The organism is Thioalkalivibrio sp. ALMg9, assembly GCF_000380625.1.
Classification (GTDB): domain Bacteria; phylum Pseudomonadota; class Gammaproteobacteria; order Ectothiorhodospirales; family Ectothiorhodospiraceae; genus Thioalkalivibrio; species Thioalkalivibrio versutus.
Window position 1 is genome coordinate 638,895 of sequence record NZ_AQYC01000009.1, and the last position, 26,552, is coordinate 665,446.

29 protein-coding genes and 1 riboswitch are annotated in these 26,552 nt (G+C 66.7%); of the genes, 7 read left to right on the plus strand and 22 right to left on the minus strand.

The genetic code is table 11. From position 1 onward, the window contains the following. Positions 1–18: 18 nt before the first annotated feature. The 4 genes from F792_RS0112095 to F792_RS0112110 all read right to left on the minus strand — a co-directional run bounded on the left by F792_RS0112095 (position 19) and on the right by F792_RS0112110 (position 3,081). Positions 19–279: a DUF167 domain-containing protein gene (locus F792_RS0112095; RefSeq protein ID WP_018169822.1), complete on the minus strand. Its 261-nt coding sequence runs from the start codon at positions 277–279 to the stop codon at positions 19–21. A 5-nt stretch (positions 280–284) separates the two neighbouring features. Then, entirely contained in the window at positions 285–1,031 is a 747-nt protein-coding gene (locus tag F792_RS0112100) for a class I SAM-dependent methyltransferase (RefSeq protein ID WP_018169823.1), read from the minus strand. A gap of 71 nt (positions 1,032–1,102) precedes the next feature. Continuing rightward, entirely contained in the window at positions 1,103–2,131 is a 1,029-nt protein-coding gene (locus F792_RS0112105; RefSeq protein WP_018169824.1) for a hypothetical protein, read from the minus strand. A gap of 116 nt (positions 2,132–2,247) precedes the next feature. Beyond that, entirely contained in the window at positions 2,248–3,081 is an 834-nt protein-coding gene (locus tag F792_RS0112110) for an alpha/beta hydrolase (protein WP_018169825.1), read from the minus strand. A gap of 99 nt (positions 3,082–3,180) precedes the next feature. Here F792_RS0112110 and F792_RS0112115 point away from each other — a divergent pair, with 99 nt between their 5' ends. Continuing rightward, positions 3,181–5,373 (plus strand): bifunctional (p)ppGpp synthetase/guanosine-3',5'-bis(diphosphate) 3'-pyrophosphohydrolase, encoded by a 2,193-nt coding sequence (locus F792_RS0112115; protein ID WP_018169826.1) that lies wholly within the window; start codon positions 3,181–3,183, stop codon positions 5,371–5,373. Positions 5,374–5,619: 246 nt separating this feature from the next. Here the strand turns inward: F792_RS0112115 and F792_RS0112120 are convergent, their stop codons facing one another. The 6 genes from F792_RS0112120 to F792_RS0112145 all read right to left on the minus strand — a co-directional run bounded on the left by F792_RS0112120 (position 5,620) and on the right by F792_RS0112145 (position 11,240). Next, positions 5,620–6,012 carry a flagellar protein FliT gene (locus F792_RS0112120; RefSeq protein ID WP_018169827.1) on the minus strand — a complete coding sequence of 131 codons (393 nt, stop codon included), beginning with the start codon at positions 6,010–6,012 and terminating at the stop codon, positions 5,620–5,622. Positions 6,013–6,058: 46 nt separating this feature from the next. After that, positions 6,059–6,472, minus strand: a complete 414-nt coding sequence (fliS, locus tag F792_RS0112125) for a flagellar export chaperone FliS (protein ID WP_018169828.1) — start codon at positions 6,470–6,472, stop codon at positions 6,059–6,061. 38 nt (positions 6,473–6,510) lie between these two features. Beyond that, a complete protein-coding gene (gene fliD, locus F792_RS0112130) occupies positions 6,511–7,872 on the minus strand; it encodes a flagellar filament capping protein FliD (protein WP_018169829.1) in 1,362 nt (453 codons plus the stop codon). Positions 7,873–8,421: 549 nt separating this feature from the next. Next, positions 8,422–8,889 (minus strand): flagellar protein FlaG, encoded by a 468-nt coding sequence (locus F792_RS15060; RefSeq protein WP_369772413.1) that lies wholly within the window; start codon positions 8,887–8,889, stop codon positions 8,422–8,424. A gap of 31 nt (positions 8,890–8,920) precedes the next feature. After that, a complete protein-coding gene (locus F792_RS0112140; RefSeq protein WP_018169831.1) occupies positions 8,921–10,159 on the minus strand; it encodes a flagellin in 1,239 nt (412 codons plus the stop codon). Between the two features lie 454 nt (positions 10,160–10,613). Continuing rightward, positions 10,614–11,240, minus strand: a complete 627-nt coding sequence (locus F792_RS0112145; protein ID WP_018169832.1) for a YIP1 family protein — start codon at positions 11,238–11,240, stop codon at positions 10,614–10,616. A 114-nt stretch (positions 11,241–11,354) separates the two neighbouring features. Here F792_RS0112145 and F792_RS0112150 point away from each other — a divergent pair, with 114 nt between their 5' ends. Next, complete coding sequence (locus tag F792_RS0112150) at positions 11,355–11,564, plus strand: hypothetical protein (RefSeq protein ID WP_018169833.1); 210 nt, start codon at positions 11,355–11,357, stop codon at positions 11,562–11,564. Between the two features lie 11 nt (positions 11,565–11,575). Here the strand turns inward: F792_RS0112150 and cobS are convergent, their stop codons facing one another. From cobS to bluB, 8 genes are all read right to left on the minus strand, one after another. Continuing rightward, complete coding sequence (gene cobS, locus F792_RS0112155; protein ID WP_018169834.1) at positions 11,576–12,349, minus strand: adenosylcobinamide-GDP ribazoletransferase; 774 nt, start codon at positions 12,347–12,349, stop codon at positions 11,576–11,578. A gap of 223 nt (positions 12,350–12,572) precedes the next feature. Next, the gene (locus F792_RS0112160) at positions 12,573–13,139 is read right to left on the minus strand and encodes a histidine phosphatase family protein (RefSeq protein WP_018169835.1); all 567 of its coding nucleotides are present in this window, start codon (positions 13,137–13,139) and stop codon (positions 12,573–12,575) included. Next, positions 13,136–14,197, minus strand: coding sequence for a nicotinate-nucleotide--dimethylbenzimidazole phosphoribosyltransferase (gene cobT, locus F792_RS0112165; RefSeq protein WP_018169836.1), 1,062 nt, complete (start codon positions 14,195–14,197; stop codon positions 13,136–13,138). Before cobT ends, F792_RS0112160 begins: the two co-directional genes overlap by 4 nt. 323 nt (positions 14,198–14,520) lie before the next feature. Further along, positions 14,521–15,042, minus strand: a complete 522-nt coding sequence (gene cobU / locus F792_RS0112170) for a bifunctional adenosylcobinamide kinase/adenosylcobinamide-phosphate guanylyltransferase (protein WP_018169837.1) — start codon at positions 15,040–15,042, stop codon at positions 14,521–14,523. Then, complete coding sequence (locus tag F792_RS0112175) at positions 15,039–16,523, minus strand: cobyric acid synthase (RefSeq protein ID WP_018169838.1); 1,485 nt, start codon at positions 16,521–16,523, stop codon at positions 15,039–15,041. Before F792_RS0112175 ends, cobU begins: the two co-directional genes overlap by 4 nt. Continuing rightward, entirely contained in the window at positions 16,523–17,530 is a 1,008-nt protein-coding gene (gene cobD, locus F792_RS0112180) for a threonine-phosphate decarboxylase CobD (protein ID WP_018169839.1), read from the minus strand. The genes F792_RS0112175 and cobD overlap by 1 nt, the downstream gene beginning before the upstream one ends. 10 nt (positions 17,531–17,540) lie before the next feature. Further along, entirely contained in the window at positions 17,541–18,443 is a 903-nt protein-coding gene (gene cbiB, locus F792_RS0112185; protein ID WP_018169840.1) for an adenosylcobinamide-phosphate synthase CbiB, read from the minus strand. Then, positions 18,440–19,213 carry a 5,6-dimethylbenzimidazole synthase gene (gene bluB / locus F792_RS0112190; protein ID WP_018169841.1) on the minus strand — a complete coding sequence of 258 codons (774 nt, stop codon included), beginning with the start codon at positions 19,211–19,213 and terminating at the stop codon, positions 18,440–18,442. The genes cbiB and bluB overlap by 4 nt, the downstream gene beginning before the upstream one ends. Positions 19,214–19,305: 92 nt before the next feature. Then, positions 19,306–19,570: riboswitch (cobalamin riboswitch) on the minus strand. A gap of 219 nt (positions 19,571–19,789) precedes the next feature. Here bluB and F792_RS0112195 point away from each other — a divergent pair. The 5 genes from F792_RS0112195 (at position 19,790) to F792_RS0112215 (ending at position 23,908) form a co-directional block, all read left to right on the plus strand. After that, entirely contained in the window at positions 19,790–20,626 is an 837-nt protein-coding gene (locus tag F792_RS0112195) for a cobalamin-binding protein (protein WP_018169842.1), read from the plus strand. Positions 20,627–20,765: 139 nt separating this feature from the next. Next, positions 20,766–21,737 carry an iron ABC transporter permease gene (locus F792_RS0112200; protein ID WP_018169843.1) on the plus strand — a complete coding sequence of 324 codons (972 nt, stop codon included), beginning with the start codon at positions 20,766–20,768 and terminating at the stop codon, positions 21,735–21,737. Next, the gene (locus F792_RS0112205) at positions 21,737–22,603 is read left to right on the plus strand and encodes an ABC transporter ATP-binding protein (protein ID WP_018169844.1); all 867 of its coding nucleotides are present in this window, start codon (positions 21,737–21,739) and stop codon (positions 22,601–22,603) included. Before F792_RS0112200 ends, F792_RS0112205 begins: the two co-directional genes overlap by 1 nt. A 5-nt stretch (positions 22,604–22,608) precedes the next feature. Further along, on the plus strand, positions 22,609–22,974 hold the full coding sequence (locus F792_RS0112210; RefSeq protein WP_018169845.1) for a hypothetical protein: 366 nt from the start codon (positions 22,609–22,611) through the stop codon (positions 22,972–22,974). A gap of 85 nt (positions 22,975–23,059) precedes the next feature. Further along, on the plus strand, positions 23,060–23,908 hold the full coding sequence (locus F792_RS0112215; RefSeq protein WP_018169846.1) for a pirin family protein: 849 nt from the start codon (positions 23,060–23,062) through the stop codon (positions 23,906–23,908). Positions 23,909–24,412: 504 nt separating this feature from the next. Here the strand turns inward: F792_RS0112215 and F792_RS0112220 are convergent. Genes F792_RS0112220 through ftsB form a run of 4 tightly spaced genes read right to left on the minus strand, consistent with a single transcriptional unit; the run spans position 24,413 to position 26,448 of the window. Further along, positions 24,413–24,808 (minus strand): VOC family protein, encoded by a 396-nt coding sequence (locus F792_RS0112220; protein ID WP_018169847.1) that lies wholly within the window; start codon positions 24,806–24,808, stop codon positions 24,413–24,415. Beyond that, positions 24,805–25,305: a 2-C-methyl-D-erythritol 2,4-cyclodiphosphate synthase gene (ispF, locus tag F792_RS0112225; protein ID WP_018169848.1), complete on the minus strand. Its 501-nt coding sequence runs from the start codon at positions 25,303–25,305 to the stop codon at positions 24,805–24,807. The genes F792_RS0112220 and ispF overlap by 4 nt, the downstream gene beginning before the upstream one ends. After that, positions 25,302–26,048: a 2-C-methyl-D-erythritol 4-phosphate cytidylyltransferase gene (gene ispD / locus F792_RS0112230; RefSeq protein ID WP_019571334.1), complete on the minus strand. Its 747-nt coding sequence runs from the start codon at positions 26,046–26,048 to the stop codon at positions 25,302–25,304. The genes ispF and ispD overlap by 4 nt, the downstream gene beginning before the upstream one ends. Continuing rightward, positions 26,041–26,448 carry a cell division protein FtsB gene (ftsB, locus tag F792_RS0112235; protein WP_018169850.1) on the minus strand — a complete coding sequence of 136 codons (408 nt, stop codon included), beginning with the start codon at positions 26,446–26,448 and terminating at the stop codon, positions 26,041–26,043. The genes ispD and ftsB overlap by 8 nt, the downstream gene beginning before the upstream one ends. Positions 26,449–26,552: the final 104 nt, after the last annotated feature.

A 26,552-nucleotide genomic window follows, 5' to 3' on the forward strand; every position in this document is an offset into this window, starting at 1 on the left:
CCCGTCACAGTGTTTGAGTCATGAGGATAACGCGCGGTGCAACTCGGCCTCGGACCAGCCCTCGACCACCACGGTCTTGCTGCGCGAGGTCGCACCGGCCACCACCTGCACGGCCGCCTTCGAACACCCCAGTTCCGCGGCCAGCAAGGCCACCACGGCCTCGTTCGCGCGGCCCTTCTCCGGCGGCGCCTGAACCTGCAGCTTGAGGGTCTCGCCCATCCAGCCGCCAATGGCGTTGCGCTTGCTGCCGGGCGCCACCTTGACCTTCAGCCGGCCCAAAAACCCTACCCGGCCGGGCGCGTCGCCATGTAGGCGCTGAAGACGCCGAGCTGGACATTGCGCTGCACGTCTTCGAAACCGACCGATCGCAGGGTTTCCAGGATGTCCTCCGGGGGGACGCACTGATCGATGGTGTCCCAGAAATAGCGCATCAACAGTTGCCCGTCCGGGTCGCGGGTGAGCACCTTGCCCACGAACGGCACGAAATCGCGGAAATAGAAACGCGCCAGGCCAAACTGGAACTTCGTACGTGGCCGCGAGACCTCGAGGATGGTGCAGCGCCCGCCCGGCTTCAGCACGCGGAAGTACTCGCTGAACAACTCGTGCAGGTCGCGCACATGGCGAAGCCCATACCCCATGTACAAACGGTCGTACTGCTGGTCGCGCAAGGGCATTTGTTCGCCCAGGCTCTGCACGAACGTGGCATCCATCTTGGTTCGGGCCACATCCATCATGCCGCGGCTCGGGTCCACGCAGGTCAGGTGATCATCGCCCACCACCTTGCGGATCTCCTCTGCAACCGGGCCGGTGCCGGTGGCCACGTCCAGCACCTCCATGCCGGCCTCGAGACCGGATTGTTTCAGGACAAACCGGCGATACGACTGCCCGGTGCCGAAGAAGCCGACCCGCAGGATTCGGTCGTAATACGGGGCAGTCCGGTCGAACAGGTCGTCGACGTAGGCGCGCCGGCTGGCTTCATCCCCGTAGTAGTCCTTCAGGACCGGGTGTGGCTTCTTGGTGGTTGGCTGCATTGCGTGTACTCCCCAGGCAAGGGACCGGCGCCACCGCAAGTCGGCGGCCTGACCGGCCCGGCATCAATCCTTCATGGTGTCGCGAACGTCGCGGTCAGACGCTCCGAATAAAGTCCCTCGATCTCCACCAGCAACTCCTCGCGGCAGATATCCCCGTGCAGCAACAGGCACGGCACATCGTGACCAAGGCGCGCGCGCAAGTGACGTTCCGCGGCCGACGCATCGGCCGCATGGCGCAGGTACACCTTGAGCAGCGACAGGTCGCGCGGCCTCTCCACCCGAACCGGGTGATCCGTGGCGGCCTGTTCCAGCAACACACCGACATTGCGCAGGCTTTCGTCGATCTGCGCCTCGAGATCGCCAACATGCCGGCTTTCATGGCCGACAATACTGGCGGTGCCCGAGATAAACAGCTCGGCCGATTCCGGCCCCGACTGCCACAGACTGGCGCGGGCAAACGAAGGGCTGCGCGGCCCGTACTGAGGCGGGTAGTGATACGCGCTGACCTGGCGCGGATTCTCGATACGCGCGGCCGCCTCGCGAGTCGCAATGAAATAGATCAGCAAGCCGTCGGAATGGGTGCCAATCGCCGTCGCCGCCGGCAGGAACTGTTCGTACTCCGGCAATGCCTCGAACACCCGCGCCCGTCCGCTGCAGAAGCCACGATAGCGCTCCTGGCCGGCGACCGGGTCATTGATCGCGGGAAGATAGTTCCACACCCGCACCAGGTGCTCGAAACCCAGCGCACGGCAGCCAGCCAGGATCTCGCGGTACGCGCACTCGGTCAGCGGGTCCGGGTCGCCTGCGGCATCCAGCGGCTGAACCCAGCAACCGATCAGGCAATCCTTGTGGCGAAGGTAGCTCAGCGAGCCTTCCACCCCGGTCTCGCCCTCGGCGCCGTCCGGCAGCGACCAGCATTCCGCCCAGTCCGACTCGCCACCCAGGGGCTCCAGCCCCACGCGGATCTCCAGACGCCCGGGCTTGCATTTCACACCGCTCGCCCCGCCAAAGCGGATCACCACCGGCGCCGACGCGCATTCCGGCTGCTCATCACGACAGTAGGTAACCGTCAGGGGGGCTTTTGCGGCAGATTCGCTCATTCCGGACGCCAGGGAGATCCATTCCAGCCAAAACAGCCGCGGAGTCTACCAATCTCCCACGATGGAAACACGGGTTCTCCCCTCGACCTGCCCCATCCGGTCTCTTTGTCCGCTCGTCATTGAGGGCCGTAGACCGCCACACCCGCATCGCGGAGGAATGCCCGCAGGCCCTCCGTGTAGTCGTCCCCCGTGGTCAGGAAGGCGTCGTTGTGGCCACCCTCCATCTCCAGCACTCGCGCATTCGTAGCAGCGGCCCGCAGGCGTTTGGCATGCTCGAATGGCACGATCTCGTCTTCGGCACTATGAGCCAGCAGGATGGGCGCGGAGATCGCGCCCACCCGGCCCAGGGTGTCGTATTGGTGCCGCAGCAGCGCCCGCACCGGGAGCCAGGGGTAATGGCGCGCCCCCAGATCGGCAGCCGAGGTAAAGGCGGACTCCAGGATCACCGCCCCCGGCTCCACGCCCGTTGCCAGTTCCGCCGCGACCGCCGCCCCCAGCGAACGGCCAAACAGCACGATCTCCTCTGGCGAAACCGAACGCTCATCAATCAGGTACTGCCAGGCGGCGCGGGCATCCGCATAGGTGCCGGCCTCGTCCGGGCGCCCCGCACTCCGCCCGTAGCCGCGGTAATCGATGATCAGCACGGCCAGTCCCAGCTCGTGGAACTGCCGTAGAGAATGCAACCGGTGACCGATGTTTCCGGCATTGCCATGCAGGAAGAGCAACACGGGCGTGTCGCCCCCGGGCCCCGGCAGGAACCAGCCATGAATCCGCACCCCATCCTCGGTGACCAGCTCGACCTCCTCGTAGTCCAGCCCGATGCGCTCCGGCGTGCTGGTCACCGTGCTCGACGGCAGATAGATCAGACGATCCTGAGTCACGAAGATCAGCGCGGTTACCAGGACATAGCCCAGCCCCACGAGCAGCAGGATCTTGAACAAGTTGGCCATATCCCGATCCTGATCCCGGTCACCCCCGTTCGCAAGCCTCTCGCCACCTTCTGCGCTCCCGTACAATAGGGCTCTCGCTCTGTTTCGACGATTGCCTCCATGCGCCATTCGCTGCTGACCAATACCGATCTGCAGGGGCTCGACCGCGACGCGTTGCTGCGCCATTTCGCGGGCAGCCAGCCCCTGGACGACGCCACCGGCCTGCAGCTGGCCGAGGCACTGGATCAAGCACTGGAGGCCGTCGATACCGCCGGGCTCGAATCGCATCCACTGGACGTGGCGGAGATCCTGCGCCATCTCAACGTCGATCGGCAGACGCTGATTGCGACCTTGCTGGTACCCGTGTATCTGGCGGACCTGATCAAGCCGGCCCAGCTCGAGCAGCGCTTCGGTGCCGCGGTGGCCCGGCTGACCACCAACGTCGCCGCGCTGGTGCGCCGCCGCTTCGAGGCCCCGGCCGGGCGTCCGGAACAGGCCGAACGCCTGCGCCGCATGCTGATGGCCATGGTGGACGACGTGCGCGCCGTGCTGATCAAGCTGGCGTTTCGGGTGCAGCACCTGCGCCAGCTGGTCCGCGAGCCCGACGAAGGCGCCCGCATCCTCGCCCAGGAGACCCTCGACGTCATCGCACCGCTGGCCAACCGCCTTGGGGTGGGCCAGCTCAAGTGGGAGATGGAAGACCTCGCCCTGCGCATCCTGGAACCCGAAACCTACCGCGACATCGCCGTCGGCCTCGAGGAAAACCGCACTGAAAGAGAATCCTACGTCGAAGAGTTCGCCCAGACACTGAAGATACGCCTGCAGGCAGACGGCATCGAGGCCCGGGTCTTCGGCCGGCCGAAGCACATCTACAGCATCTGGAAGAAGATGCAGCGCAAGCGCACCTCGCTGTCCGAACTGTACGATCTGCGCGCCACCCGCGTGATCGTCGACCAGCTGGCCACCTGCTACACCGTGCTCGGGATCGTCCACAACGACTGGCGCCACCTGCCCAGCGAGTTCGACGACTACATCGCCAACCCCAAGGACAACGGCTACCAGTCCCTGCACACCGCCGTGGTCGGACCGGAGGGCAAGGTCGTGGAGGTGCAGATCCGCACCCGCGAGATGGACGACTTCGCCGAGCTGGGGGTCGCCGCGCACTGGCGCTACAAGGAAGGCGGACGCGAGGATCAGGCGCTCAACCGCGCCATCAACAGCCTGCGGCAGCTGCTGGAGGCCGCCGACAACAACGACCAGAACCTGCTCGACGAGATCCAGAGCGAACCGCTGCACCAGCGCGTGTTCGTGCTCACGCCCCAAGGCGAAGTGCTGGACCTGTCCCAGGGCGCGACCCCCCTGGACTTCGCCTACGCGGTCCACACCGAGGTCGGCCACCGCTGCCGCGGCGCCAAGGTCGACGGCCATATCGTCCCGCTCACCTACAAGCTGAAGTCCGGCGAGCGGGTGGAGATCCTGACCACCCGCGAAGGCGGGCCCAGCCGCGACTGGCTAAGCCCCGCGCTGGGATATCTCAATACCGCACGCGCGCGCTCCAAGGTCCGCACCTGGTTCCGTCAGCAACACCAGGACGAACACCTGGCGACCGGCAAGCACCTGTTCGATCGCGAATGCCAGCGCCTTGGCTGCGGCCACAACCTCGACCGCCGCGCGCTGGCCGAGGCAATGAAGTATCAGACCTTCGACGAACTCCTGATTGCCCTGGGCGCGGGGGATGTCACCACCGCCCAGATCGCCGGACGTATCTCCCACCAGCTGCGCGACGCCCGAATTGGGGAACAACCGGCCACCACCCCTGCGCCCCAGCGGTCGCGCCGCCACGAGGGCGAAGCCAAACCGGACGACATCCGAATCCGCGGCGTCGGCGGGCTGCTGACCACGCGCGCCCAGTGCTGCAATCCGCAGACCGGTGATCCGATCATCGGCTTCATCACCCGCGGCGCCGGCGTCTCCGTGCACCGCAGCGACTGCGTAAACATCCTGCACATGCCGGAAGACAAACGCGGCCGCCTGATCCCCGTCTCCTGGGGCGAAGAGCCCGAACGCGAGGCGATCACCCTGGAGGTGGATGCCCACGACCGCCCCGGCCTGCTGGGCGAAGTCGGCAACGCCTTCTCCGAATGCGGCATCAACCTGCTGCGCGTAAACACCGAAACCAACCGCGAAGACCGCAGCGTCCGCATGGAACTGGAAGCCGAATTCAGCGACCTCGGCGAACTCAGCCACCTCTTCGACCGCCTCCAATCCCTCAGCAGCGTCCAAACCGTCCGCCGCCTACCCCCAAACCCCTGACCGCATCTCGTCAACCAGACCGTACATCGCCGCCCCTTCCCGTCATCCCGGCACAACGTGCGCTCCCCGTCATCCCGGCCGTAGCGCAGCGAAGAGCCGGGATCTCCCACGCCGGACACGCCCCAACGCGCGGGCGCACCGCGCCACAGAGATCCCGGATAACCGCTCCGCGGTTTCCGGGATGACGGGAGGGGGGATCGAGCTTTGCTGGATGTCGAAAAAGTGCCGACCGGGTACAGAGCCCCGTCAGTCGACCGAGTGGTCCGGCCCGGCCCGCATGGAATGCCGCCGGGTCGTCTCGTAGGCGTTGGTGCCCTTGCGGCCGGACTTCAGCTCGCGGATCTGCTCTGCGACCTCGCCCCGTCGTTGCGACAGGTCCTGTACGGAGGTCTCGTAGAAGCGCGCCAAGTCCTCCAGGGTCGCGCGCAGGGCCGCCCCGGAGTCATCTCGCAGCGGCACCGGATCGGCCCCGAAGGCCCGTTCCACCAGGGCCCTGGTCTGCCGGTCCAGCTCCTGCAGCTCTTCCCAGTCTTCCTCGGCCACGGCTCGCGCCATGTGGGCGCGGATCGCTTCAACCGCATCCTCCATGGTCGCCGCAACCGTGACGTCGGCGGTATCGGTACTATCACCGTTCGTCATACGCGTCGGCCCTGGGGGCACTCGAGAAGCTGGCCCATGGGCGACTTCAACTCGCCCGGGCAACACGTTGTTCGGACGGAATATCGTCCCAGCCAGCCTTGATCTCGCGCAGCAGCTTGGCCACCTCGTCCAGTGCCGCCGGATCGTTCTTCGCGTTCGCCTCCAGCAGGCGGCGGCTCATGTACTCGTAGAGCGCATCCAGGTTCCCGGCCAGCTCGCCGTTGTGCTTGTGGTCCAGCACCGCCCGCAGGGACTCGACAATGTCGATCGCCTTGCCGATCTTTTCGCCTTTCAGCGCCACGTTGCCCTGCTGCATCGCGCCCTTGGCCACGGCAATCCGCTCCAGTGCGCCCTCGAAGAGCATCTGGATCAGCCGGTACGGGTCCGCCACCTGGGCCTCGGCCAGCGCGCCCGACTGCCGGTACTGGTTCACTCCGCGATTCATGCCCGGTCCGTACATGCGTTGGTCTCCGTTATCCGTTCGCCCAAACGGGGCGACTATCGACGAGAATTGTTCTGGGCCAGCGGCATGTTCGCCAGCTGCCCCGTCAGAAAATCACCCGTGCTCTGCATCTGCGCCACGGCACTGTCCATCCTCGAGAACTGACCGATCAGGCGCTCCTCCATCCGCTCGAGGCGAATATCCAGGCGTTCGCGTTGCTGGCCGATTCGCTCCAGATCGTTGCGCAGGCCATCGGTACGCGCACCAATGAGACCATCAGCTCCAACAAGGGTATTCGTGACCCCTTCCATTCGACCACCGACCTCGCGTACGACCTCCGCAATACTGTCAAAGCTATTGTTATCCATCGCCTGATTGAAGCGGCTGGTATCGAAGGTCAGCGTCCCATCCCGGTTCGAGACAATACCCAGCTCCGAGAGCGTCTGCGCGTTTGCATCGGGTACTTGTGCGGGCTGCATCAATGCGTCACCGAGTCGGCTGCGGATTCCGCGGACCGTACTGTCACCCGTGAGCACCGAAGCTTCATCCTCTTCTGCGTTGTACGAGGTCAGTTCACGCGTTTGCCCAACCAGAGCGTTGTACTGTTCCACGAACGCCTGCAAGGCTTGACGCAGCTCACCCTGGTCCTCACGGACCGAAACATTGACGGGGCCCGTCGACGTATTCTGCAACTCAATACTCAACCCCTCGACGGCGTCATCGAGCGTGTTGCTTGAACTCGTTACCGTCAGGCCATTGATCACCGCCTCGGCATCCTGTGCGGCTCGTGTCTCAACCAGGCTGTTGCCGTCCAGACGCGCCAACCCACTACCCGCAGGATCCTCCGTCGCGCTAACCGTGATCGTGTTGTCCGCACCGGTCTCATTGGCATTCAGCACAAGCCGCGCGCCGTTGCCATCATTCACGATGGATGCGGTGACACCCGCGTCGGCTTCGTTGATCGCGTTGCGGAGATCGCGGAGCGTATCGCCCTCCTCCACATTAATGGTGATGGCATTTCCGCCACCCACCTGGATCTCCAGCTGGCCGGCTCCCACCTCGGCGTCGGCGTCCGCGAAATCCCCCGGGGCCGAGGCGATTGATTGCGCCTGAGCAAGCTGATTAACCTCAAGCGAGAAGCTTCCGTTGGCCGCAGTACCGTCGGCGGTAACGCTTGCCACACTCGCATCGGAAACAGAGGCGGACTGGGAGAGCTCAAAGCCGGAAAGTGATCCAAGCGCACCAGCCAGCTGTTCGATGCCATTTCTCAGATTGCCGTATGCGGAAATCTGGGCCTCGATCCGTTCTTCACGCTGGTTGAAACGCGTCTCTTTCGGCACCCGTTCCGCATTCAACAGGTCGCCGACAATCTGATTCAGATCGAGCCCCGATCCTACACCTAACGCACTAATGGCCATGGTCGTTATTCTCCTTGGTGTCCGACGTCTCGGACCCTTTGCACGCGCTATAGCGTATACAACGACAGCCTAGCCCAAATCTTGAGCCCACCGAAGAAAAAACCGGTCAAAGCCAGCCTTCACCGGCGTCCCTCTTCGGTCCAGCCGTCTGCCCTGTCCCAACACCACCTTCCTCCGTGATTGCAAGCGAAGCGAAGCAACCGGGATAACCTGGTCCCAATACGTCCATCCGACCCAGACCCCGACCGCGACCCCGTCATCCCGGAAACCGTGAAGGTGGCACAGACGTCGAGGCATTCCGACGGAGGAGATCCCGGCTCTCCGCTGCGCTACGCCCGGGATGACCATAACGGGGGTTAGGGCGGCATGAAGGCAAGGGGCTGTGCCCCGGATGGCGGCGAAGGCGCTGCAAGCGCAGACGATGGGAAAGAGGCCCGCGGCACATGAATCTGCGGCCGGCTGCCGCTGACCCAACGAAAAAAGCCGGACCCATTACCGGATCCGGCTCAATGAAAAATACCGCGTTAAGGTGCAGTCTGGATAAGACCGTCAGGCCTTGTCCGCCAAACCCGTCCCGGAAAGCTCTTGCTCGCTCTGGAACTGTTCCACCAGGGCCAATACGGCCTCCGGTGGAATCTGACGAATCACCTGTTCGCGTTCTCCATCCATCACCGTAATCACCGTGCGGCCGCTGCTGTCGTCCACGCTGAACTCTAGCGCCCGCTTGGTGGATTGCAGATAGGAATTGATCGACTCGACCACCTGATTGACCTCGGCCATGTCCATGGCCTCGATCGCCGGTCCGGTGGAACGGCGAGCCGTTGATTCCGAACTACTGTCCGAACGAGCCACGGCCTCCGGCCGCCCCTCGCCACGAACAAGACCCACGCTGAAGCCGGGCGCTTTCGCCCCCTCGCCCCCGCGCGGGTTCACTGCAACCAGCGGTGATGTGATACTGCCGATTCCATCACTCATATCGCTGTCCTCTTCAGATGGGGTGGATGGCGCTCTCGCCATCCACCCTCAACCCGAACCCGAGTGATCGAGCTTACTGCAGCAGGGCCAGCACGTTCTGGGGAACGGCGTTGGCCTGCGACAGCACCGAGGTACCCGCCTGCTGCAGCACCTGGGCGCGGGTCAGCTCGGCCGTCTCGGCCGCGAAGTCCGCATCCCGGATGCGCGAACGGGCTTCAGACAGGTTCTCCGAGCTGACCTGCAGGTTGTCAATGGTGGACTCGAAGCGCACCTGAACCGCACCCAGCTCCGCACGCAGGCTGTTGACTTGGTTCAGCGCCCCGTCCAGCGCACCGATAGCCTGAGTCGCAGTTTCACGGGTGATCACATCAATGGCGTTAAGGTTCACATCTTCAGCTTCGGCACCCGCGAACAGATCTACGGTATCGGTAACGTCAACCAGCGTTACCTCCCCGCCGGTAACAGTCAGATCCTCGGTGCCAAACGCGGAAGTCACAGCAATGGTCGTGTTGCCTTCGTTGTCGACCCGCAGAGAAGCCTGAAGGTTCGCATTGGCAATCGCCAAGGCATCGTCGCCACCGTCTGCGACCTGATTCTGAATTTGGGTATTGATCAACCTCACCGCATCTTCAAGGCTTTGGGTTTCCGGGGTTTCATCCTCTGTATCGGCAGCGTCAGGTCCCAATTTAACGGTGAACGTCTCGAAGTCAGCCCCATTAATGGTGATATCGGAGATACTCGCAATACCGTCCTCATTGATATTCTCCTGACTCAGCCCGTTCGTACCAGCGACTTCGGTCGCACCTAGGTTCGACGTCCGTGAGTCCACCCCGCTGACAGCAATCGTCTGACCCTGGTTCGCTCCCACCTGGAAGAATAGATCGCTCACGCTGCCATCCAGGATCCGGCCACCGTTGAACTCGGTGTTGTTCGCAATACGCGAAACCTCGGCCATCAGCTGCTGCACTTCGTCGTTGATCGCCTGACGGTCGGAGGCCGAGTTGGAGTCGTTCGCGGCCTGCACGGACAGCTCGCGAGCACGCTGCAGCGCGTCACCAACCGTGCTCAGCGCACCTTCGGCGGTCTGCGCGAAGGAGATGCCGTCGTTGGAGTTGCGCACCGCCTGGTTCAGACCGCGGATCTGGGTGCTGAAACGCTCGGAAATGGCCAGCCCGGCCGCGTCGTCCTTGGCGCTGTTGATACGCAGGCCCGAGGACAGACGTTCCAGGCTCTGGGCCAGCGCGCCCTGGGAGTTCCCCAGGTTGCGCTGGGCGTTCAGGGAAAGAACGTTGGTGTTAATTACTTGGGACATGATCGCTCTCCTGTAAGAGTCTTGCGTCACCGCCTCGGGCGGTTCTGGTGAACGGGTTGATCCCCGCTCTCAGAAGCCTTAACGACCCTCACCCAGAAACCTTTAGCCCTTCGTCGAAACTTTTTTAACCCGCGGCAATTCCTTGCCGCCCCCGGTTCATCCAGCCACGAAACCGTAACGCCACGCAACGAAGCCCAACCATCATCCGGACCGCACCCCGCCCACCGTGGCCCCAGGGTCATCCTGGCCGCAACGCACCCCTCCCCGTCATCTCCGCTGGAACGAAGCGGAGAGCCGGGGTCTCCCCACGCGGGAACGCCCCGATGTTTGTTGCACATCCTACGGCGGAAATCTCGGATAACCGCTTCGCGGTTTCCGGGATGACGGGTTATGGGTTATGGGTTTGGCGATACGTGTAGCGATGGCAGGCACGGGTTGCCACGGCTGAAGCCGACTAGATCAGCCAGGTGGTGCCGATGCGGTGTTCGGGGGTGGCGCCGGGGATCAGGTCCATCAGGAGCCAGCCGAAAATGAGGGTGATGAAGGCGCCGCAGAAGATGGTGGCCACAAACAGGCCGATCCGGTTGCCGCGGCGCAGGCCGATGATCTCGCGCAGGGACCAGTAGAGCAGCCAGAGGGAGTACAGGATCAGCAACAAGGCGATGCCGTTGCCCCAGGGCCAGGGGAACGCGGCGACCACCTTGCCGACCCAGACGGGCAACAGCCCGACCGTGACCGCGAGCATCGCACGGTCCGGGTGCGAGTAGCCCTGGAACAGCTCGGTCAGGTAGTGCGAGGACCAGGCCATCCCCAGCACCCCGATGCTCATCGCCAACACGCTGTAGACGCCGAAACCCCAGGCGCCCGGCATGGCCTCCGGCGGCAGGCCCGTCGGAATCACCTGGTAAAGCCACTGACTCGCGATTACGCTCACCAGCAGCACCGGCAGGGCAAGCCCCAGGAACGTCTGCCACCAAGGCGGGGCCGGGTCGATTGCACGCGCATCCCGCAAGGCCCCTAGCGGGTTAACGAGCGCACGCAGGGTCATGCGGGCCGGATTGAGTTTCGCGGGAACGGTCATCACCCAAGTATGTGGCAATTACGTGACCATTCGATGACAGATTTTTCTAGCTTCAGGCATGCATCATCTGCTCCTGAACGCGGAGACCCTGAATTGGCTCGATTGACGACCGGTTTGCCGGACGACAAGTACGAACGGCTGAAGGCGTTGGCCCGCGAACGCGGGACCAGCGTGAACCGCCTTGTCGACGAAATGGCCACGCTGATGATTGCGGAGCACGATGCCGAGCACCGTTTCCAGGTGCGCGCCCAGCGTGGTCAGGGTCGGGAGCAAGAAGGTCTGGCGCTGCTGGACAAGGCGATGGGGAACACCCCGCCTCATTGAGCGGCAGCTCCCTAATGCAGGGCGAGCACTAACGCCATGACGGTAATCGCCACCACCTCCACCAGTTCCAGGGCGGCGCCGGCGGTGTCGCCGGTGAAGCCGCCGAGCCAGCGACGCAGGAAGGCGGCGATGGCGAATACCGACGCCAGCGCAACGGCCAGGCCCAGGATCAGGCCCCAAACGCCGGTGACCAGCGCCAGTAGCAGGATCAGCACACCGGTGGCTATCAGCACCATCTGGGCGGGACTGCGTGGCAAGTGTGCGGCCATCTCGGCCCCCAGGCCCTGCTCCCGCACGTAGGGCACCAGCACAAACAGCCCGGTGAGTGCCGCGCGCCCCAGCACGATGGCGACCAGCAACGCGATCCAGGCACCCGTCTCCACCACGGTTACCAGGGCTGCGAACTTGATCAGCAGGACCAGGATCAGCGCTGCCACGGCCATCGGGCCACTGGTCGGATCCTTCATGATGGCCTGGGCCCGTTCCGGGTCCTGATGGCTGCCAACCCTGGCATCCACCGTGTCCGCCAGCCCGTCCAGGTGCAGCGCGCCGGTCAGGCCGACCCATAACGCGAGCACCAGTGCCGCGACCAAGAGCGGCGGCGTGCCGGGTATGGCCGCCAGCGCGATACCGACCAGTACCACGAGCAGGCCCAGGATCAGACCGACCAGTGGATAAGCCAGCACCGAACGGCCCAGGTCGGCCGGCTGCGGGTCTAGCGCGGGGGTGGGCAGGCGGGTGAGGAACTGGAGGGCCAGCCAGAGGGGTGTTAGCGCGGCGCTCATGCGGGTGCCCGGTCGCACTTTGGTGGGAGGTATTCGCGGCCAAGGGCGCTCCTACAATATGTAGGACGCACACCGCTGGTTCTCGGCATTCCTGTGGGAGCGGCCTTGGCCGCGAAGCCCCTGCCCGCGCCAGACTTTGGCAGGGGCTTCGCGTGCAAGCACGCTCCCACAAGAGCCCTCACAAGGGCGCCCACAGGGCCTTGGCCCACCAAGGGCAGGAGATTCATCGATAGGGCTGCCATGGCTCGACAATATGCAGGGAGGCGAGCGGGACGTCGATTCCGAGCAGCTTCTCCAGCGGCCAGCCCTCGTGCAGGGCACGGATCAGGCGGATGACGCCGCCGTGGGCGATCACGAGCACCCGGTCGCCTTCGTTGGGCGCCAGGTCGTTCCAGCCGGCGACAACGCGCTCGCGAAAAGCCTGGAGCGACTCGCCGTTGGGCGGCTGATGATTCAGCGGATCCTGCCAGAAACGGCCTAGTGCATCGGCGTCCGTCTCCATCAGCGCCGCCGCCGTGCGGCCTTCCCAGTCGCCGAAGTCGAGTTCGGCCAGGCGGTCGTCGACGGCGAGCGGTACCCCCGCCTCCTCGGCAAACACCTGTGCTGGGGCGCGGCAACGCGTCAGCGGCGAGCAGACGATGCGATCCCAGGCGGTATCTCGCGCCAAAGCGTCGCGCATTGCGCCCCAGCCGGCCTCGGTCAGCGGGACATCGCTGCCCCGGCCGCAGAACCCCTGGCCGGTGGTCTCGCCGTGGCGCAGCAGGCCGATTCGGGCCGAGCCGACGCTCACGCCTCCTCTCCGCTGACGCCGGCCTCGGCGAAGGTGGCCATGCCGGAGTGCAGCTCGCAGGCCAGGCGCAACAGGGGCACCGCCGTGGCCGCCCCGCTCCCCTCGCCCAGGCGCATGCCGAGATCGAGCAGCGGCTCGGCCTCCAGCGTCGCCAACAGGCGCTGGTGACCCGGCTCCGCCGAGGTGTGTGCATAGAAGAACCAGTCCGCCGTGCCCGGACACAGGCGCTCGGCCACCAGCGCCGCCGAGGTGCTGATGAAGCCGTCCACCAGCACCGGAAGGCCGATCTGCCCCGCGGCGATATACGCCCCGGCGAGCCCGGCAATCTCGAAGCCACCCAGGCAGCGCAGGCTGCCGAGTGCGTCGCCCCGCACGGCCGCATGGGTCTGGAGCGCCTGTTCGATGACCTCGGCCTTGTGCCGCACCCCGTTCGCGTCCAGGCCCGTGCCGGGGCCGGCCAGATCGGCGGGCGGCAGATCCAGCAGTGAACAGGCCAGCGCAGCAGCGGCGGTCGTGTTGCCGATCCCCATCTCGCCGCCGACGACCATCTGGGCCCCGCTGCGCCGGGCGCGTTCCGCGCACTGGCGCCCGGCGTTCAGGGCGCGTTCCAGCTGCGCCGGCGTCATGGCCGGCTCGCGGGCCAGGTTCGCGGTGCCGGGCCCGAGGTTCAGTTGCTGCACACCGCTGACCACCGGGGGCGCCACGACCGTGCCCAGGTTGATCACCTCGATGGAGGCGCCCAGGTGCCGCGCGAGCACGGAGATTGCCGCCCCGCCCGTGGCGAAGTTCGCGACCATTTGGGCGGTCACGGCCTGCGGAAAGCGGGAGATGCCCTCGGCCACCACGCCGTGATCGCCGGCGAACACCGCGATGTGGACGTTCTCCAGGCTGGGCTTTTCCTGGCCCTGCATGCCGGCCAGGCGTTCGGCGATCGCCTCCAGTTGCCCGAGCGACCCGGGCGGCTTCGTCAGCTGGGCCTGCCGTTCGGCTGCGGCCTGCCGGGCGGCGGCGTCCAGGGTTGCCGGCGGCACCTGCAGCCAGTCACAGTCTTCGGTCACTTGTTGGTCCTCATTGGTCTCTCGTGCGTGCTTTGCCACTTTCCTTCATCCCGCCCCATGACTCGTCGCCATCCCGGCCGGCTACTTCCCGTCATCCCGGCCGCAGCGAAGCGGAGAGCCGGGATCTCCCCACGCCAGGGATACCCCCCGACGTCCGTGCCACCTGCCAACGATGGAGATCCCGGATAACTGCTTCGCAGTTTCCGGGATGACGAGGGTTGGGTGGCAGGGGTGACGGCTGGGGTCGGGAGGCTGCGGTGGTGCCGGCCTGCCGGCATGCTTGTCTATGTGCCTGGAGGGCGGAATGCTTGTATGCCAGCCTGTCACAGCGGGTCCCCCTTCAGGACGTGCGGAAGGCCGGCGACGGTGAGGACGACGCGGTCCATCGCGGGGGCCAGGCGCTGGTGGAGCCAGCCGGCCTCGTCGGCGAAGCGACGGGACAGTACGTCCATGGGCGTGATCCCCATGCCGGTTTCGTTGGAGACGAACACCAACGTGCCCGGCAGGCGCGGAACCGTTTCGATCAGGGCCTCGCGCTCACGCTCGATCCGGCCCTCGTCATCGGTGCACAGGAGCTGGGTCAGCCACAGGGTCAGGCAGTCCACCAGCAGGCACTGCTCGGGTCCCGCGGCCTGCTCCAGCGACCGGGCCAGGCCCGTGCCCGCCTCGACGAGGCCCCAGTCTCCGGGCCGGTCGGCGCGGTGGCGTTCGATCCGGCGTGCCATTTCGGCATCGTCCGCGCGCGCCGTCGCCACGTAGGTCACGGGCAGGCCGCTGGCCGCCGCCAGTTGTTCTGCCAGCCGGCTCTTGCCCGAGCGCACGCCACCCAGTACCAGGGTCTTCATGCGACTGGCTCCTTCGGTTCGGCTTGCAGAAGGGTCAGTATGTATTTCATATCCATATGTTCTTCCAGGGAATCGGCGAGGCGTTCCAGGCCGCGCTCCCGCGCGGTGGCCAGGTCTTCCCCGGTCGCCATCCCGCTCCGCATACCCGCCCAGTGCAGCAAGGCCTCGGAGGCGTCCGATGTATCGAACACGCCGTGGACATAAGTTCCGGCCACCGCGTCATCCTCGCTGCGCGCGCCATCCGCGCCGTGTTCCAGCTGCAGCACCGGCCGCTCCAGGCCCGGACCGGTCGTCACGCCCGCATGGATCTCGTAGCCCTCCACGCGGGCCTCCCGATCCAGCACGCGGTCGCCGCGAACCCGCTCCAGGTGCTTCTCGGGTGCGAGCCGGGTCTCGATATCCAGCCATCCCAGCCCCGGCGTGGAGCCCGACTGGCCCTCGACGCCATCGGGATCGTGCACGGCGTGGCCCAGCATCTGGAATCCACCACAAATCCCCAGCACCTTGCCGCCATAGCGCACATGCCGCTGCAACGCTTCTTCCCAGCCCTGCTCGCGCAGCCAGGCGAGATCGGCGCGCACGGACTTCGAGCCCGGTAGGATGACCAGATCCGCGGGCTGCAGGGATTCGCCCGGCCCCACAAACCGCAGGTCCACTGCCGGGTGCAGGCGCAGCGGGTCGAAATCCGTATGGTTGGAGATGCGCGGCAGTGCCGGCACGACCACCTTCAGCGCGTCCGCGGGCGTCGAAGGCATCGCCTCGCGCGGCAGAGCGTCCTCGGCATCCAGGTAAAGCCCGTGCAGGTACGGGATCACGCCGAGCACCGGCTTGCCGGTCTCCTGTTCCAGCCAGTCCAGCCCGGGTTGCAGCAGGCCGATATCGCCGCGAAAGCGGTTGATCACGAAGCCCCGCACCCGGGCGCGCTCTGTCTCGCTCAGAAGCGCCAGCGTGCCCACCAGATGCGCGAACACCCCGCCCCGGTCGATATCCGCGACCAGGATCACCGGGCAGTCCACGGCTTCGGCAAAGCCCATGTTGGCGATGTCGCCCGCGCGCAGGTTGATTTCCGCCGGCGATCCGGCGCCCTCCACCAGCACATGGGCGTACTGCGCCGTCAGGCGCCGATGCGATGCCAGCACGGCCTCGCGCGCTACCGGCTTGTAGTCGTGATAGGCACGGGCATCCAGCTCCGCCGCCGGCCGACCATGGATGATGACCTGCGCCCCCTGGTCCGAGCTGGGCTTGAGCAGCACGGGGTTCATGTCCGTGTGCGGCTCCAGGCCACAGGCCGCCGCCTGCAGGGCCTGGGCGCGTCCGATCTCGCCACCATCCATAGTGACCGCGCTGTTCAGCGCCATGTTCTGCGGCTTGAACGGCACCACCGACAGCCCGCGCCGGTGCAGCATGCGCGCCAGCCCCGCCACCAGCACGCTCTTGCCGGCATCCGAGGTCGTGCCCTGCACCATCAGTGTCGTACCCATCAGGACGCCCCCAGCGCTTGTTCCAGGCGCTTCCATTCGTGTTCCTGCCCCGGCAGGCCAAAACGAAGGCTGCCCGGCTCATCAAACCGCCGCACGAGGATGCCCTGCGCGCCCAGGTGATCCTGCCAGCCTGCGGGATCGTCCACGCGGCACCACTGAAACAGCGCGGTGCCACCGGCGGGTTCCAGCCCCTGGTCGCGCAACAAGTCCGCCAGGCGCTGGCCACGTGCCTGGAGCATGCCGCGCGTCTCGGCCTGCCAGGCCCGGTCCGACAGCGCCTGGGTGGCGATCCAGCGGGACGGTCCGGCAAGACCCCACGGCCCCATCCGGGCGGCCAGCCGCGTGCGCAGCGTGTCCTCCGCGATGACAACCCCCACGCGCGCCCCGGCCAGGCCAAAGAACTTGCCCAGCGAGCGCAGCACCACCAGCCCTTCGCGCGGCGCCTCCTTGGCCAGGCTCGCCTGCGGTGTCACGTCCATGAACGCCTCGTCCACGATCAGCCAGCCGCCGCGCGCGGCCAGGGCCGCATGCCACGCCAGCAGGTCCGCGCGGTCGAACCGTTGCCCGGTCGGATTGTTCGGGTTGACCAGCACCAGCACGTCCAGGCCGGGCAATGCAGCCTCGATCGAATCCCCATCCAGCGGGACGACGTCGTGCCCGGCCCCGTGCCAGGCCCGGGCGTGCTCGTTGTAACTGGGCTCGAGGATGCCCACGCGCGAAGGGCCTTCCCGTAGCGCGGGCAGCAGCTGGATCGCGGCCTGGGAACCGGGCACCGGCAACAGCGCCCCGGTCCCGTAATAGGCGGCGGCTACGGCCTCCAGGCCGTCGTCCGGTTCCGGCAGGCGCGCCCAGGCCCCTGGCGGCAGCTCGCCCGCGGGGTAGCCATGCGGGTTGATGCCCGTGGAGAGATCCAGCCAGTCGGCCTCGGGGATCCCGTAGCGCGCAGCCGCCTGACGGATACCGCCCCCGTGCACCTGGATCAGTACCTGCGGCTCCGGCTTCTGCATCGATTGGGCCTCAGAACAGGACAACGACAATCACTCCGGCCACAATGAAGGCCATCCAGATGGCCAGCGCACGATCCAGCAGCGCAACCGCCTGGCGAATGCCTGCCGCGTCGGGCATGCGGCCCATCCCCAGACGGGGTCGCCACTCGCGCTGCCCGCCATAGGGCGCCGCCCCCCCCAGGACCACGCCCAGCGCACCCGCCCCCGCGGCCATCACCGGCCCCGCATTCGGGCTCTTCCAGCCGGCGGCCTGCTCGCGCCAGCACTGCAGCGCGTCCCGGCCACGACCGGCCAGGGCATAGCCCAGCGCCGTGAGACGGGCCGGGATCAGGTTCATCGCATCGTCCAGGCGCGCGGCGGCCCAGCCAAACGAGCGAAACCGGTCATTGCGATAGCCCCACATCGCGTCCAGCGTGTTCACCAGGCGATAAGCCACCACGCCCGGTGCGCCAGCCACCAGGAACCAGAAGATCGTGGCGAACAGCGCGTCGTTGCCGTTCTCCAGCACCGACTCGATGGTCGCGCCACTCACCCCGCGCGCGTCCAGGGCCGCCGTGTCGCGACTGACCAGCATGCCGACACCGGTGCGCGCCCCAGACAGGTCATCCTTTTCCAGGGCCTCGGCCACCACCTCCGCATGCTCGTCCAGACTGCGCCAGCCAATCGCCAGCGTGAGGATCGCCAGCGTCAGAACCCAGCCCCAGGCCAGCGAGGCGCCCAGTGCGGCCAGCGCCACCCAGGGCAGGACCAGCGCCGCGAGAAGGAGCGCTCCGCGTACACGACTGGGCGCATGCCAGCGGGATTCGGCCCAGGCCGCGAGCTGGCCGAATCCGGCGAGCGGATGAAACCGCCGTGGGTCACCAAACAGTCGGTCCAGGATCAGGGCGCCGATCAAGATCAGAAAGGTACTCATGTGTCGCCACCCCCGGATGGCCCATCCGGACGCGCGGCGGATTCCCGCACAACCGTGGGCAAGGCGAGTTCGCACGGCGCACCCCAGCGATCCTGGAACACCAAGTCTTCCAGTGGGCGCCGGCTGTCCCAGCCCGCCGTCTCCAGCATCGGCCGGTCATAGAAGCGCTCCACATGCCCCAGGCACAGCACCGCGATCGGGTACCCGCCTTCGGGCATGTCCAGCCGATTGGCCAGCCAGTCCGGATCGAACAGGGAGACCCAGCCCATGCCCAGACCCTCGGCGCGGGCGGCCAGCCACAGGTTCTGGATCGCACACGCGGCCGAACAGAGGTCCATCTCGGGGAGCGTCCGCCGGCCCAGCACGTAGCGCTCGCGGCCATCGGTCAGGGCCACGACCAGCAACTCGCCCGCCTCGCGGATGCCCTCCAGCTTCAAGCGATGCACGTCGGCCGCGCGCTCGCCACAGGCCTCGGCGGTGCGCGCCTGTTCATCCGCCGCGTGGGCGTGGAGCACCTCGCGCACCGCCGGGTCGGTAATGCGCAGGAAGCGCCAGGGCTGCATATAGCCCACGCTCGGCGCGCGATGCGCCGCCTCCAGCAGCCGCCGCAACACCGCTGGATCGACCGGGTCCGGCCGAAAATGGCGCATATCCCGGCGTTCCGCGATCACGCGATAGACGGCCGCAAGCTCATCTTGGGCAAATCCCGAACCCCCGGCATCAGCGCCCGGGCAGGAAGGGTTCTCATTGGCGGGCAACTCGGACTGCATCGGCTTACCGTCAGGGGGACACGACGCGGATGCAGAGGGATCGGGGTGTGGCCACAGGGGCCCGCACCTACCGACCCTCGCCCACCGCGCGGTCGCAGAAACATCGTCCAGGCCGGTCTCCGGGCTCGCGAGGCCCCGGCAACCCGGGGCGGCAAGTCGCCTTCCCGGGCCGCGTTCGGCCCAGTGGCTTTCGACTTGTCGAGGTCCGAGCGGCCTGCGGAAGCACCCCTCGAACCCACTCGCTTACCGTTGCGGGGGCAGCGTCGGAATGGGGCTGCGGAGGATCTCGCGCCTGCACCGACTTCCCGTTTAACCCGCGCGATCAGTCGCCCGGGCACCTGGTAGCAAGCCGCCAATCATACGCGGCAAGCCCACTGCCGACCAATTGACGCTCCGAGGCGCCCCAGGCTTGCTGCTATGATGCCCCGCTAGTCCAGCGCCTGGTGGCGGCTCCCCAGCCGGCTCGAAGGCGCTTGAACAACCAATCCAATGCGACTGTAAAAAATGCAATTTTGGACTTCCCGAACTCCACTGCTCGCTTGCCTCCTGGGCGTGCTCTCAACCCCGCTGATCGCAATGGCGGACTCAATCACGGTCACCGACGACGATGACCGCGAGGTCCATCTGGAGCAGCCTGCCGAGCGCATCGTCAGCCTGGCGCCGCACATCACCGAGGTGCTGTTTGCCGTGGGTGCGGGGGACCGCATCGTGGGCGCAACGCAGTACAGCGATTATCCGCCCGAGGCGGAGGCCATCCCGCGGATTGGCGGTTACAGCCGGATTGACCTGGAACGGGTACTGGAAAGGGACCCCGATCTGGTGATCGCGTGGAAGAGCGGCAACTCCGCCTCCCAGGTCGAACGCCTGCGCGAACTGGGACTGCCGGTGTACGTATCGGAACCACGCAGCTTCGAGGGTGTGGCCTCGAGCATGCGGCGCATGGCCACGCTCGCCGGCACGCATGACCAGGGCGAGGCCGCGGCAGAGGACTTCCTGGGCCGAATGGACGCGCTCCGCGCCACGTACGGCGACCGGGACCCGATTCGCGTGTTCTATCAGGTGTGGGAGCAACCGTTGATGACGGTCAATGACGACCACCTGATCGCCGAGGCCATCGCCGTCTGTGGCGGCGTGAACGTGTTCGGCGATCTCGACCGCCTGGTGCCACGCATTGGCCGCGAAGCCGTACTGGATGCCGACCCCGAGGTCATCATCGGCGGCGGCATGGGCGAGGACCGCCCCGACTGGGTGGTCGCCTGGGGCCAATGGGAGGACATGACCGCGGTCCAGCGCGACAATCTGTTCTTCATTCCCCCTTCGCTCCTGCAACGCCATACCGGACGCATCGCGGAAGGCACGGCCCTGATGTGCGAAGAGCTCGAACGCGCCCGCGCACGCCGTCCCGCCCCATGACCATGACGGTCCGCCTCGCAGTCTCTCGGAAAGGATATCGCGGGACACCAATGAAGGAGCGTTGTACGTGCGCTGAAGGCAGCGCTCCCGCCGTTCCGGCAACCTACCGCTTCGCCCGCCTGGAGCGGAGGGCTACCGCTTGACCCGTTCGTTCCTCCTGGCCCTGGGCGTGCTGTTGCCCGCGTCTGTGCTCTCCGTTCTGGTGGCACTGGCCTACGGCAGCGTGCAGATTCCGTTCCCTGACCTGCTGAGTGTCTTCTTCGGCGAGGCCTCGCAACTGCACAGCACCCTGGTACTGGATCTGCGCCTGCCGCGCGCGCTGGCCGCGTTCGCCGCCGGCGGGTTGCTAGGCCTGGCCGGAGCGCTGATGCAGGTCCTGCTACGCAATCCACTGGCCGATCCCTACGTGCTGGGGCTCTCCGGCGGTGCCTCGGTGGGCGCCTTGCTGGCGATGCTGGCGGGACTGTCCATGTTCTCGGTCTCGGCCGCGGCCTTCGTGGGCGCCCTGCTGTCCACCATTCTGGTGTTCGGCCTGGCCCACGGCACGGGCAGCTGGACCCCGACCCGCCTGCTGCTGACCGGTGTCGTGGTGGCCGCCGGCTGGGGCGCGATGATCAGTTTCATCCTCGCGGTCAGCCCCACTGCGGAGCTCCCGGGCATGCTGTACTGGCTGATGGGCGACGTCTCCCATGCCCGCAACCCCTACCCCGCCTGGGGCGTACTCGTGGTCGTCGCCCTGCTCGCCCTGCCATTTGGCCGCACCCTGAACGTCCTGGCGCGCGGGCCAATGCAGGCCGCGGCCCTCGGAGTGGCCGTACGCCCGGTGGAATGGACGATCTATGTCGTGGCGGCCCTGATCACCGCGACCGCGGTCACCCAGGTCGGCGCGGTCGGCTTTGTCGGGCTGATCGTGCCGCACATGCTGCGTCTGATCTTTGGCAACGACCAGCGCGTGATCCTGCCGGCCTCGGCCCTGGGCGGGGGCATCCTTCTCACCCTGGCCGACACCCTGGCCCGCACGATCATCGCCCCGGAGCAATTGCCGGTGGGCGTCATCACCGCGATGCTGGGTGTCCCGGTGTTCCTGTTCCTGCTCTACCGGAGCCGCTGATGCCGCGTACACATCTCCCAGTCCCCGCGGCGACCCAGCCACACGACACGCCGGGCCTGGGCGCGCGCAGCGTTCACCAGGAACCGGGGCCCAAGACCCTGCTCGCGACGCATGACCTTGTCATCGACGTGCCCGAGCGGCCGCCCGGTTCGCCGCTGGACCTGACGGTCGACCCGGGCCAGTGCTGGGGCATCCTGGGCCCGAATGGGGCCGGCAAGAGCACCCTCCTGCAGACCCTCGCCGGCCTGCGGGCCGCGCGTGCCGGAACCATCAAGGTCAAGGGACAATCCATTGCGAACCTCGCCCGCGCAGAACTGGCCCGTCGCCTGGGCCTGGTCTTCCAGACCCACCACGACGGCTTTCCCGCCACGGTGCTGGAGACGGCCCTGATCGGGCGCCACCCGTATCTGCGGCCCTGGGATATCGAGTCTTGCGAGGACTACGCCCGCGCCCGGGCGGCACTCGCGGCGATGGATCTCGCCGACCTCGAGGACCGCATGGTGGACACCTTGTCCGGCGGGGAACGCCAGCGCCTGGCGATCGCGACCGTGCTGACGCAGGACCCCAGCCTGCTCCTGCTGGACGAGCCCACCAGCCAGCTGGACCTGCATCATCAGGTGGCCGTGCTCAACTGCGTGCAGGCCATCGTCGGTCAGGAAAACCGAGGCGCGGTGTTGGTCCTGCACGACGTCAACCTCGCGGCGCGCTACTGCGATCACTTGCTACTGCTATTCCCTGACGGACAGGCGTGCTGGGGCCCCACGGCCACCATGCTGGTGCCCAGCGCACTGGAGCGCCTGTACAACCAACGCCTGAGCGTGGGTGAGGTGGACGGGCTGCCCGTCTTCCTGCCCCGCAACGAGTAGTCCCCATGGAATTCTTCCGCACCCTGCATTCCGACCTGGATGCCGAAAACCTGCAGCGAAGCCTCACCGTGTCCGCATTACCCGACGCCAGCGGCGCGATCGATACGCTGATCGCCGACGAGGGCCCCGATGCCGGCGTCGTGTACTGCCTGTGGGGCGAGTTTCGCGTCCATCGGGAAGTCATCAACGGTGGCGTGCGCTTTTCCCTGCCGGAATGCCCGAATGGCCTCGCCTGGACGCTGACCACCGGTCACCCGCCGGAGCCGCGGGCCGTCACCCTGCACCTCACCATCAATCGTCAGGAACACGATCCCGATTTCATCGAAAGCCTGGAGATGTTCGCCGATTCCTGGGAGCTTTCGGCCACCTGACAGAACGCCCCATGACGGGAAACGATGCAATTTTCTTTTCGTTTCATGGTCGGTATGGTGCAGATCTGTTGCGAAGGAGAACGCCATGAACCCGACACCGCCGGACAGCGTGAAGACCTCTCATCCCACCCAGGACGGGGCCGGGGTGAAGATTCGGCGCATCCATGATTTTAGTGGCGGGCTGGATCCCTTCCTGATGCTGGACGAACTGAAGGCCAGCGCGCGCGAGGACTACATCGGCGGCTTCCCCTCGCACCCGCACCGCGGTTTCGAGACGCTGACCTACCTGGTCCACGGCGGCCTGACTCACGAGGACTCCATGGGCAATCAGGGCCGCGTCGAGGCCGGCGAGGCCCAGTGGATGAGCGCCGGCCGCGGTGTGATCCACTCCGAGATGCCGCTGCTGGATGCCGACGGCCTGCACGGCTTCCAGCTTTGGGTAAATCTGCCCGCCGCGCGCAAGATGGACCCGCCGCGTTACCGCGACGTGCGCGCCGACGCGATGCGCCACCTGCCGGAAGACGACGATTCGCTGCGCTTCAAGGCCATTGCCGGCTCCTGGCAGACCAGCGCCGGGGACACCGAAGGCGCGCTGCCGCAGATCGGCGAAGGCGCCGCCATGGCCGATCTCACGCTACCGGCCGGCTACCGCCTGTCGCTTGCGGTGCAACTGGAAGATCGCGTGCTGGCCTACGTGTTCGACGGCGAGCTGACCGGCCTCGGCATGGGCCAACTGGGCGTCTGGCACGGCCACACCCAGGTCCACCTGATCGCGCAGCAGGATGCCCGGGTACTGCTGTTCAAGGGGCGGCCCCTGGGCGAACCGATCGCCCACTACGGCCCGTTCGTGATGAACACCTCCGACGAGATCGAACAGGCCATCAGCGACTACCAGTCCGGCCAGCTCGCCGCCGAACCGGCCAGCATGGACTGAGCTCGAGCCAGCCCATCATCCCGCAAGTTCCTCGCGCGAGTCCCCTCACCGTCATCCCGGAAACCGCCCAGCGGTGATCCGGGATCTCCCCGCGTGGACCAAACCCCGACCTGCTGCCTGGCACCCGCGCCGGAGATCCCGGCTCTTCGCTCCGCTACGGCCGGGATGACGCCAGGGAAGATCACCCGACCGGTGATCCTTGCATCCCCCCCGCCACCTAACGCTTTCGTCAGCCCGGAAACCGCGCAGCGGTTATCCGGGATCTCACTGCGTGGAACGAACCCCGACCCGCTCTCTCGCACCCACGCAGATGACCACGGCTCTTCGGTTCGCTACGGCTGCGGTGAAGGGGCTTTGGGAGCCAAGGTCGCTATGGATGGCGTCGCGGGCCACCCAGCTAGGCTTGGGGGTGGATCCGGTGATCCCACGATCCGTTCCGTGGAGAAGGATGGCCCCGCAACGGGTGCAGGGGCGCTGGTTCGTGGCCGGCCCCCCAGTCCGGCCTCAGCCGCCTTCCTCGATCAGCTCGATGGCGTTGCCGTCGGGATCGCGCACGAATGCGGCCGGGCGCCCGGAACGACTGCGCTCCACGGCAATCCCTGCCCCTTCCAGACGCGCTGCCAGCGCCTCCAGGCCACGGACGCGCAACGCCAGATGACGGTCCTGACCACAGCGCACGCCGCGCTCGGTCGAATCGGGGTTCGGCACCTGCAACAGATGCAGAGCCTGTCCGCTCCCCAGGTCATACCACAGACCGGGAAAGTCGAGATCCGGGCGTTCCAGTGGCACCAGGCCGAGCTGCTCCCCGTAAAAGGCCGCCGCCACCCGCGTGTCCGCAATCACCAGGCTTGCATGATGCAGACGCAGGATGCCGGGTTCTACCCGCTTCGCCGAAGTCATACCCGCATCACCCCCGAGGCCGGTTCGAGCAACACAATAGCCTGGGCCGCCACCCCTTCCTTGCGCCCGGTGAAGCCGAGGTGCTCGGTGGTGGTCGCCTTCACGCTGACATCGGCGATATTCAGTGCGGTATCGGCTGCCAGGTTTTCGCGCATCGCGCGGACATGCGGTGCAAGCTTGGGCGCCTGCGCGATCACCGTGGTGTCGATGTTAACCGGGCGCCAGCCGGCCCCGGCCACTCGTTCGAGCGTCTCCCTTAGCAGGACGCGGCTGTCCGCCCCTCGAAACGCCGGATCGGTATCCGGAAAGTGCAGGCCAATATCCCCCAGCGCCGCGGCGCCCAGCAGGGCGTCACACACCGCGTGGATCAGCACGTCCCCATCCGAATGGGCCACGAATCCACGCTCGAACGGGATGCGCACGCCACCGAGTACCAAGTGGTCGCCTTCGCCGAAGGCGTGTACGTCGAAGCCCTGGCCAATCCGCAAGCCGCTCATGCGCGAAACCCGCCTTCCAGGCGTCCCTGCTGCATCAGATACAGGCGAGCAAGCTCAAGGTCTTCGCTGCGGGTGATCTTGATGTTCATCGGGGAGCCCTCGATCAGCCGGGGTGCCTGGCCCAGGAACTCGATGGCGCTGGCCTCGTCCGTCACCGGATGCCCCTCGGCACGCGCCTGCGCGTTGGCCGTGCGGAGCATGCCCAGCCGGAACATCTGCGGGGTCAGGGCCCGCCAGACCCGTTCGCGATCCAGCGTCCGTTCGACCTTCCCGGCACCATCGCTCCACTTGATGGTATCGGTGCTGGGACTGGCGAGCAGCCCACCCACCGGATCGTCACGCAACTCGTGCAGCAGCCGGTCCACATCCGCTAGCGGCAGACAGGGTCGTGCCGCGTCATGCACCAGTACCCAGTCGTCCTCGTGCGCCCGTTCTGCAAGGAAGTCGAGCCCGTTCTGGACCGAATCCGCGCGCTCCGCCCCTCCGGCCGCACGGAACAGCCGCCCGCCGGCCAGCGGCAGGTCCAGGGCATCCGGGTCGACGTCCGGACCGAGTACCAGAACCACCCCGCGAATCCGCGGGTGTTCGAGAAAGATCGACAGGGTGTGGGACAGGATCGTGTGCGATCCGAGTGTCAGGTACTGCTTCGGACGGTTGGATCCCATGCGTCGACCGATGCCAGCCGCCGGGATCAACGCCCAGAACGCTGGCTCCCGAGTCGGCACGTGTTCCGCGTCAGCCATCAAAGGGGTCCTCGGGTGGCAGGGTGTCGGTGGCGGGCTCCGCATCCTCCGGGACTTGCGCGTCCGGGCCCGGATCGGTCTCTCCAGCCGGGCCCGGTAGCGGCTCGACCTTCAGTCTCGCTGGCTCGTCCTCGCCCACCACGAAGAAGAAGATCTCGTCCTCGCGGATCATCCCCAGATCGCGACGCGCGCGCTCCTCGACCGCCGCGGTACCGCCGCGCAAATCGCGCACCTCGGCCTCCAGAGCCTGATTGCGTTGTTCCAGCTCGGCATTTGCGGCTTGCTGTTGCGCAACCTGCTCGCGCAGATCGCGAACATCGCGCCAACTCCCCTCGCCCAGCCACAGGGGCCATTGCAGGGCCAGCAGCACGAGGGCCAGACCGATCAACAGGCCGCGCATCACCCGCACTCCGTATGGTTGAACAGAGAAAGCCCTCGCCCGCGCAGCGCGACAGACGCGACAACGTGGAGACGAGGGCTTTCGCAAGTGGCCGGCATGCCCGG

What these genes read in the sequence shown, in the direction of transcription:
- F792_RS0112115 (WP_018169826.1), top strand. Translation starts at nt 3,181, where the DNA reads ATGCGCCATTCGCTGCTGACCAATACCGATCTGCAGGGGCTCGACCGC.
- ftsB (WP_018169850.1), bottom strand. Translation starts at nt 26,448, where the DNA reads ATGCGCGGCCTGTTGATCGGTCTGGCCCTCGTGCTGCTGGCCCTGCAA.
- F792_RS0112120 (WP_018169827.1), bottom strand. Translation starts at nt 6,012, where the DNA reads ATGACGAACGGTGATAGTACCGATACCGCCGACGTCACGGTTGCGGCG.
- cbiB (WP_018169840.1), bottom strand. Translation starts at nt 18,443, where the DNA reads ATGAGTACCTTTCTGATCTTGATCGGCGCCCTGATCCTGGACCGACTG.
- cobU (WP_018169837.1), bottom strand. Translation starts at nt 15,042, where the DNA reads ATGAAGACCCTGGTACTGGGTGGCGTGCGCTCGGGCAAGAGCCGGCTG.
- ispF (WP_018169848.1), bottom strand. Translation starts at nt 25,305, where the DNA reads ATGAGCGGCTTGCGGATTGGCCAGGGCTTCGACGTACACGCCTTCGGC.
- fliD (WP_018169829.1), bottom strand. Translation starts at nt 7,872, where the DNA reads ATGGCCATTAGTGCGTTAGGTGTAGGATCGGGGCTCGATCTGAATCAG.
- ispD (WP_019571334.1), bottom strand. Translation starts at nt 26,048, where the DNA reads ATGGCTGACGCGGAACACGTGCCGACTCGGGAGCCAGCGTTCTGGGCG.
- F792_RS0112195 (WP_018169842.1), top strand. Translation starts at nt 19,790, where the DNA reads ATGGCGGACTCAATCACGGTCACCGACGACGATGACCGCGAGGTCCAT.
- F792_RS0112215 (WP_018169846.1), top strand. Translation starts at nt 23,060, where the DNA reads ATGAACCCGACACCGCCGGACAGCGTGAAGACCTCTCATCCCACCCAG.
- F792_RS0112100 (WP_018169823.1), bottom strand. Translation starts at nt 1,031, where the DNA reads ATGCAGCCAACCACCAAGAAGCCACACCCGGTCCTGAAGGACTACTAC.
- F792_RS15060 (WP_369772413.1), bottom strand. Translation starts at nt 8,889, where the DNA reads ATGGCGAGAGCGCCATCCACCCCATCTGAAGAGGACAGCGATATGAGT.
- cobD (WP_018169839.1), bottom strand. Translation starts at nt 17,530, where the DNA reads ATGCAGAAGCCGGAGCCGCAGGTACTGATCCAGGTGCACGGGGGCGGT.
- F792_RS0112220 (WP_018169847.1), bottom strand. Translation starts at nt 24,808, where the DNA reads ATGACTTCGGCGAAGCGGGTAGAACCCGGCATCCTGCGTCTGCATCAT.
- F792_RS0112145 (WP_018169832.1), bottom strand. Translation starts at nt 11,240, where the DNA reads ATGACCGTTCCCGCGAAACTCAATCCGGCCCGCATGACCCTGCGTGCG.
- F792_RS0112110 (WP_018169825.1), bottom strand. Translation starts at nt 3,081, where the DNA reads ATGGCCAACTTGTTCAAGATCCTGCTGCTCGTGGGGCTGGGCTATGTC.
- F792_RS0112205 (WP_018169844.1), top strand. Translation starts at nt 21,737, where the DNA reads ATGCCGCGTACACATCTCCCAGTCCCCGCGGCGACCCAGCCACACGAC.
- fliS (WP_018169828.1), bottom strand. Translation starts at nt 6,472, where the DNA reads ATGTACGGACCGGGCATGAATCGCGGAGTGAACCAGTACCGGCAGTCG.
- F792_RS0112175 (WP_018169838.1), bottom strand. Translation starts at nt 16,523, where the DNA reads ATGGGTACGACACTGATGGTGCAGGGCACGACCTCGGATGCCGGCAAG.
- cobS (WP_018169834.1), bottom strand. Translation starts at nt 12,349, where the DNA reads ATGAGCGCCGCGCTAACACCCCTCTGGCTGGCCCTCCAGTTCCTCACC.
- F792_RS0112105 (WP_018169824.1), bottom strand. Translation starts at nt 2,131, where the DNA reads ATGAGCGAATCTGCCGCAAAAGCCCCCCTGACGGTTACCTACTGTCGT.
- F792_RS0112140 (WP_018169831.1), bottom strand. Translation starts at nt 10,159, where the DNA reads ATGTCCCAAGTAATTAACACCAACGTTCTTTCCCTGAACGCCCAGCGC.
- bluB (WP_018169841.1), bottom strand. Translation starts at nt 19,213, where the DNA reads ATGCAGTCCGAGTTGCCCGCCAATGAGAACCCTTCCTGCCCGGGCGCT.
- F792_RS0112210 (WP_018169845.1), top strand. Translation starts at nt 22,609, where the DNA reads ATGGAATTCTTCCGCACCCTGCATTCCGACCTGGATGCCGAAAACCTG.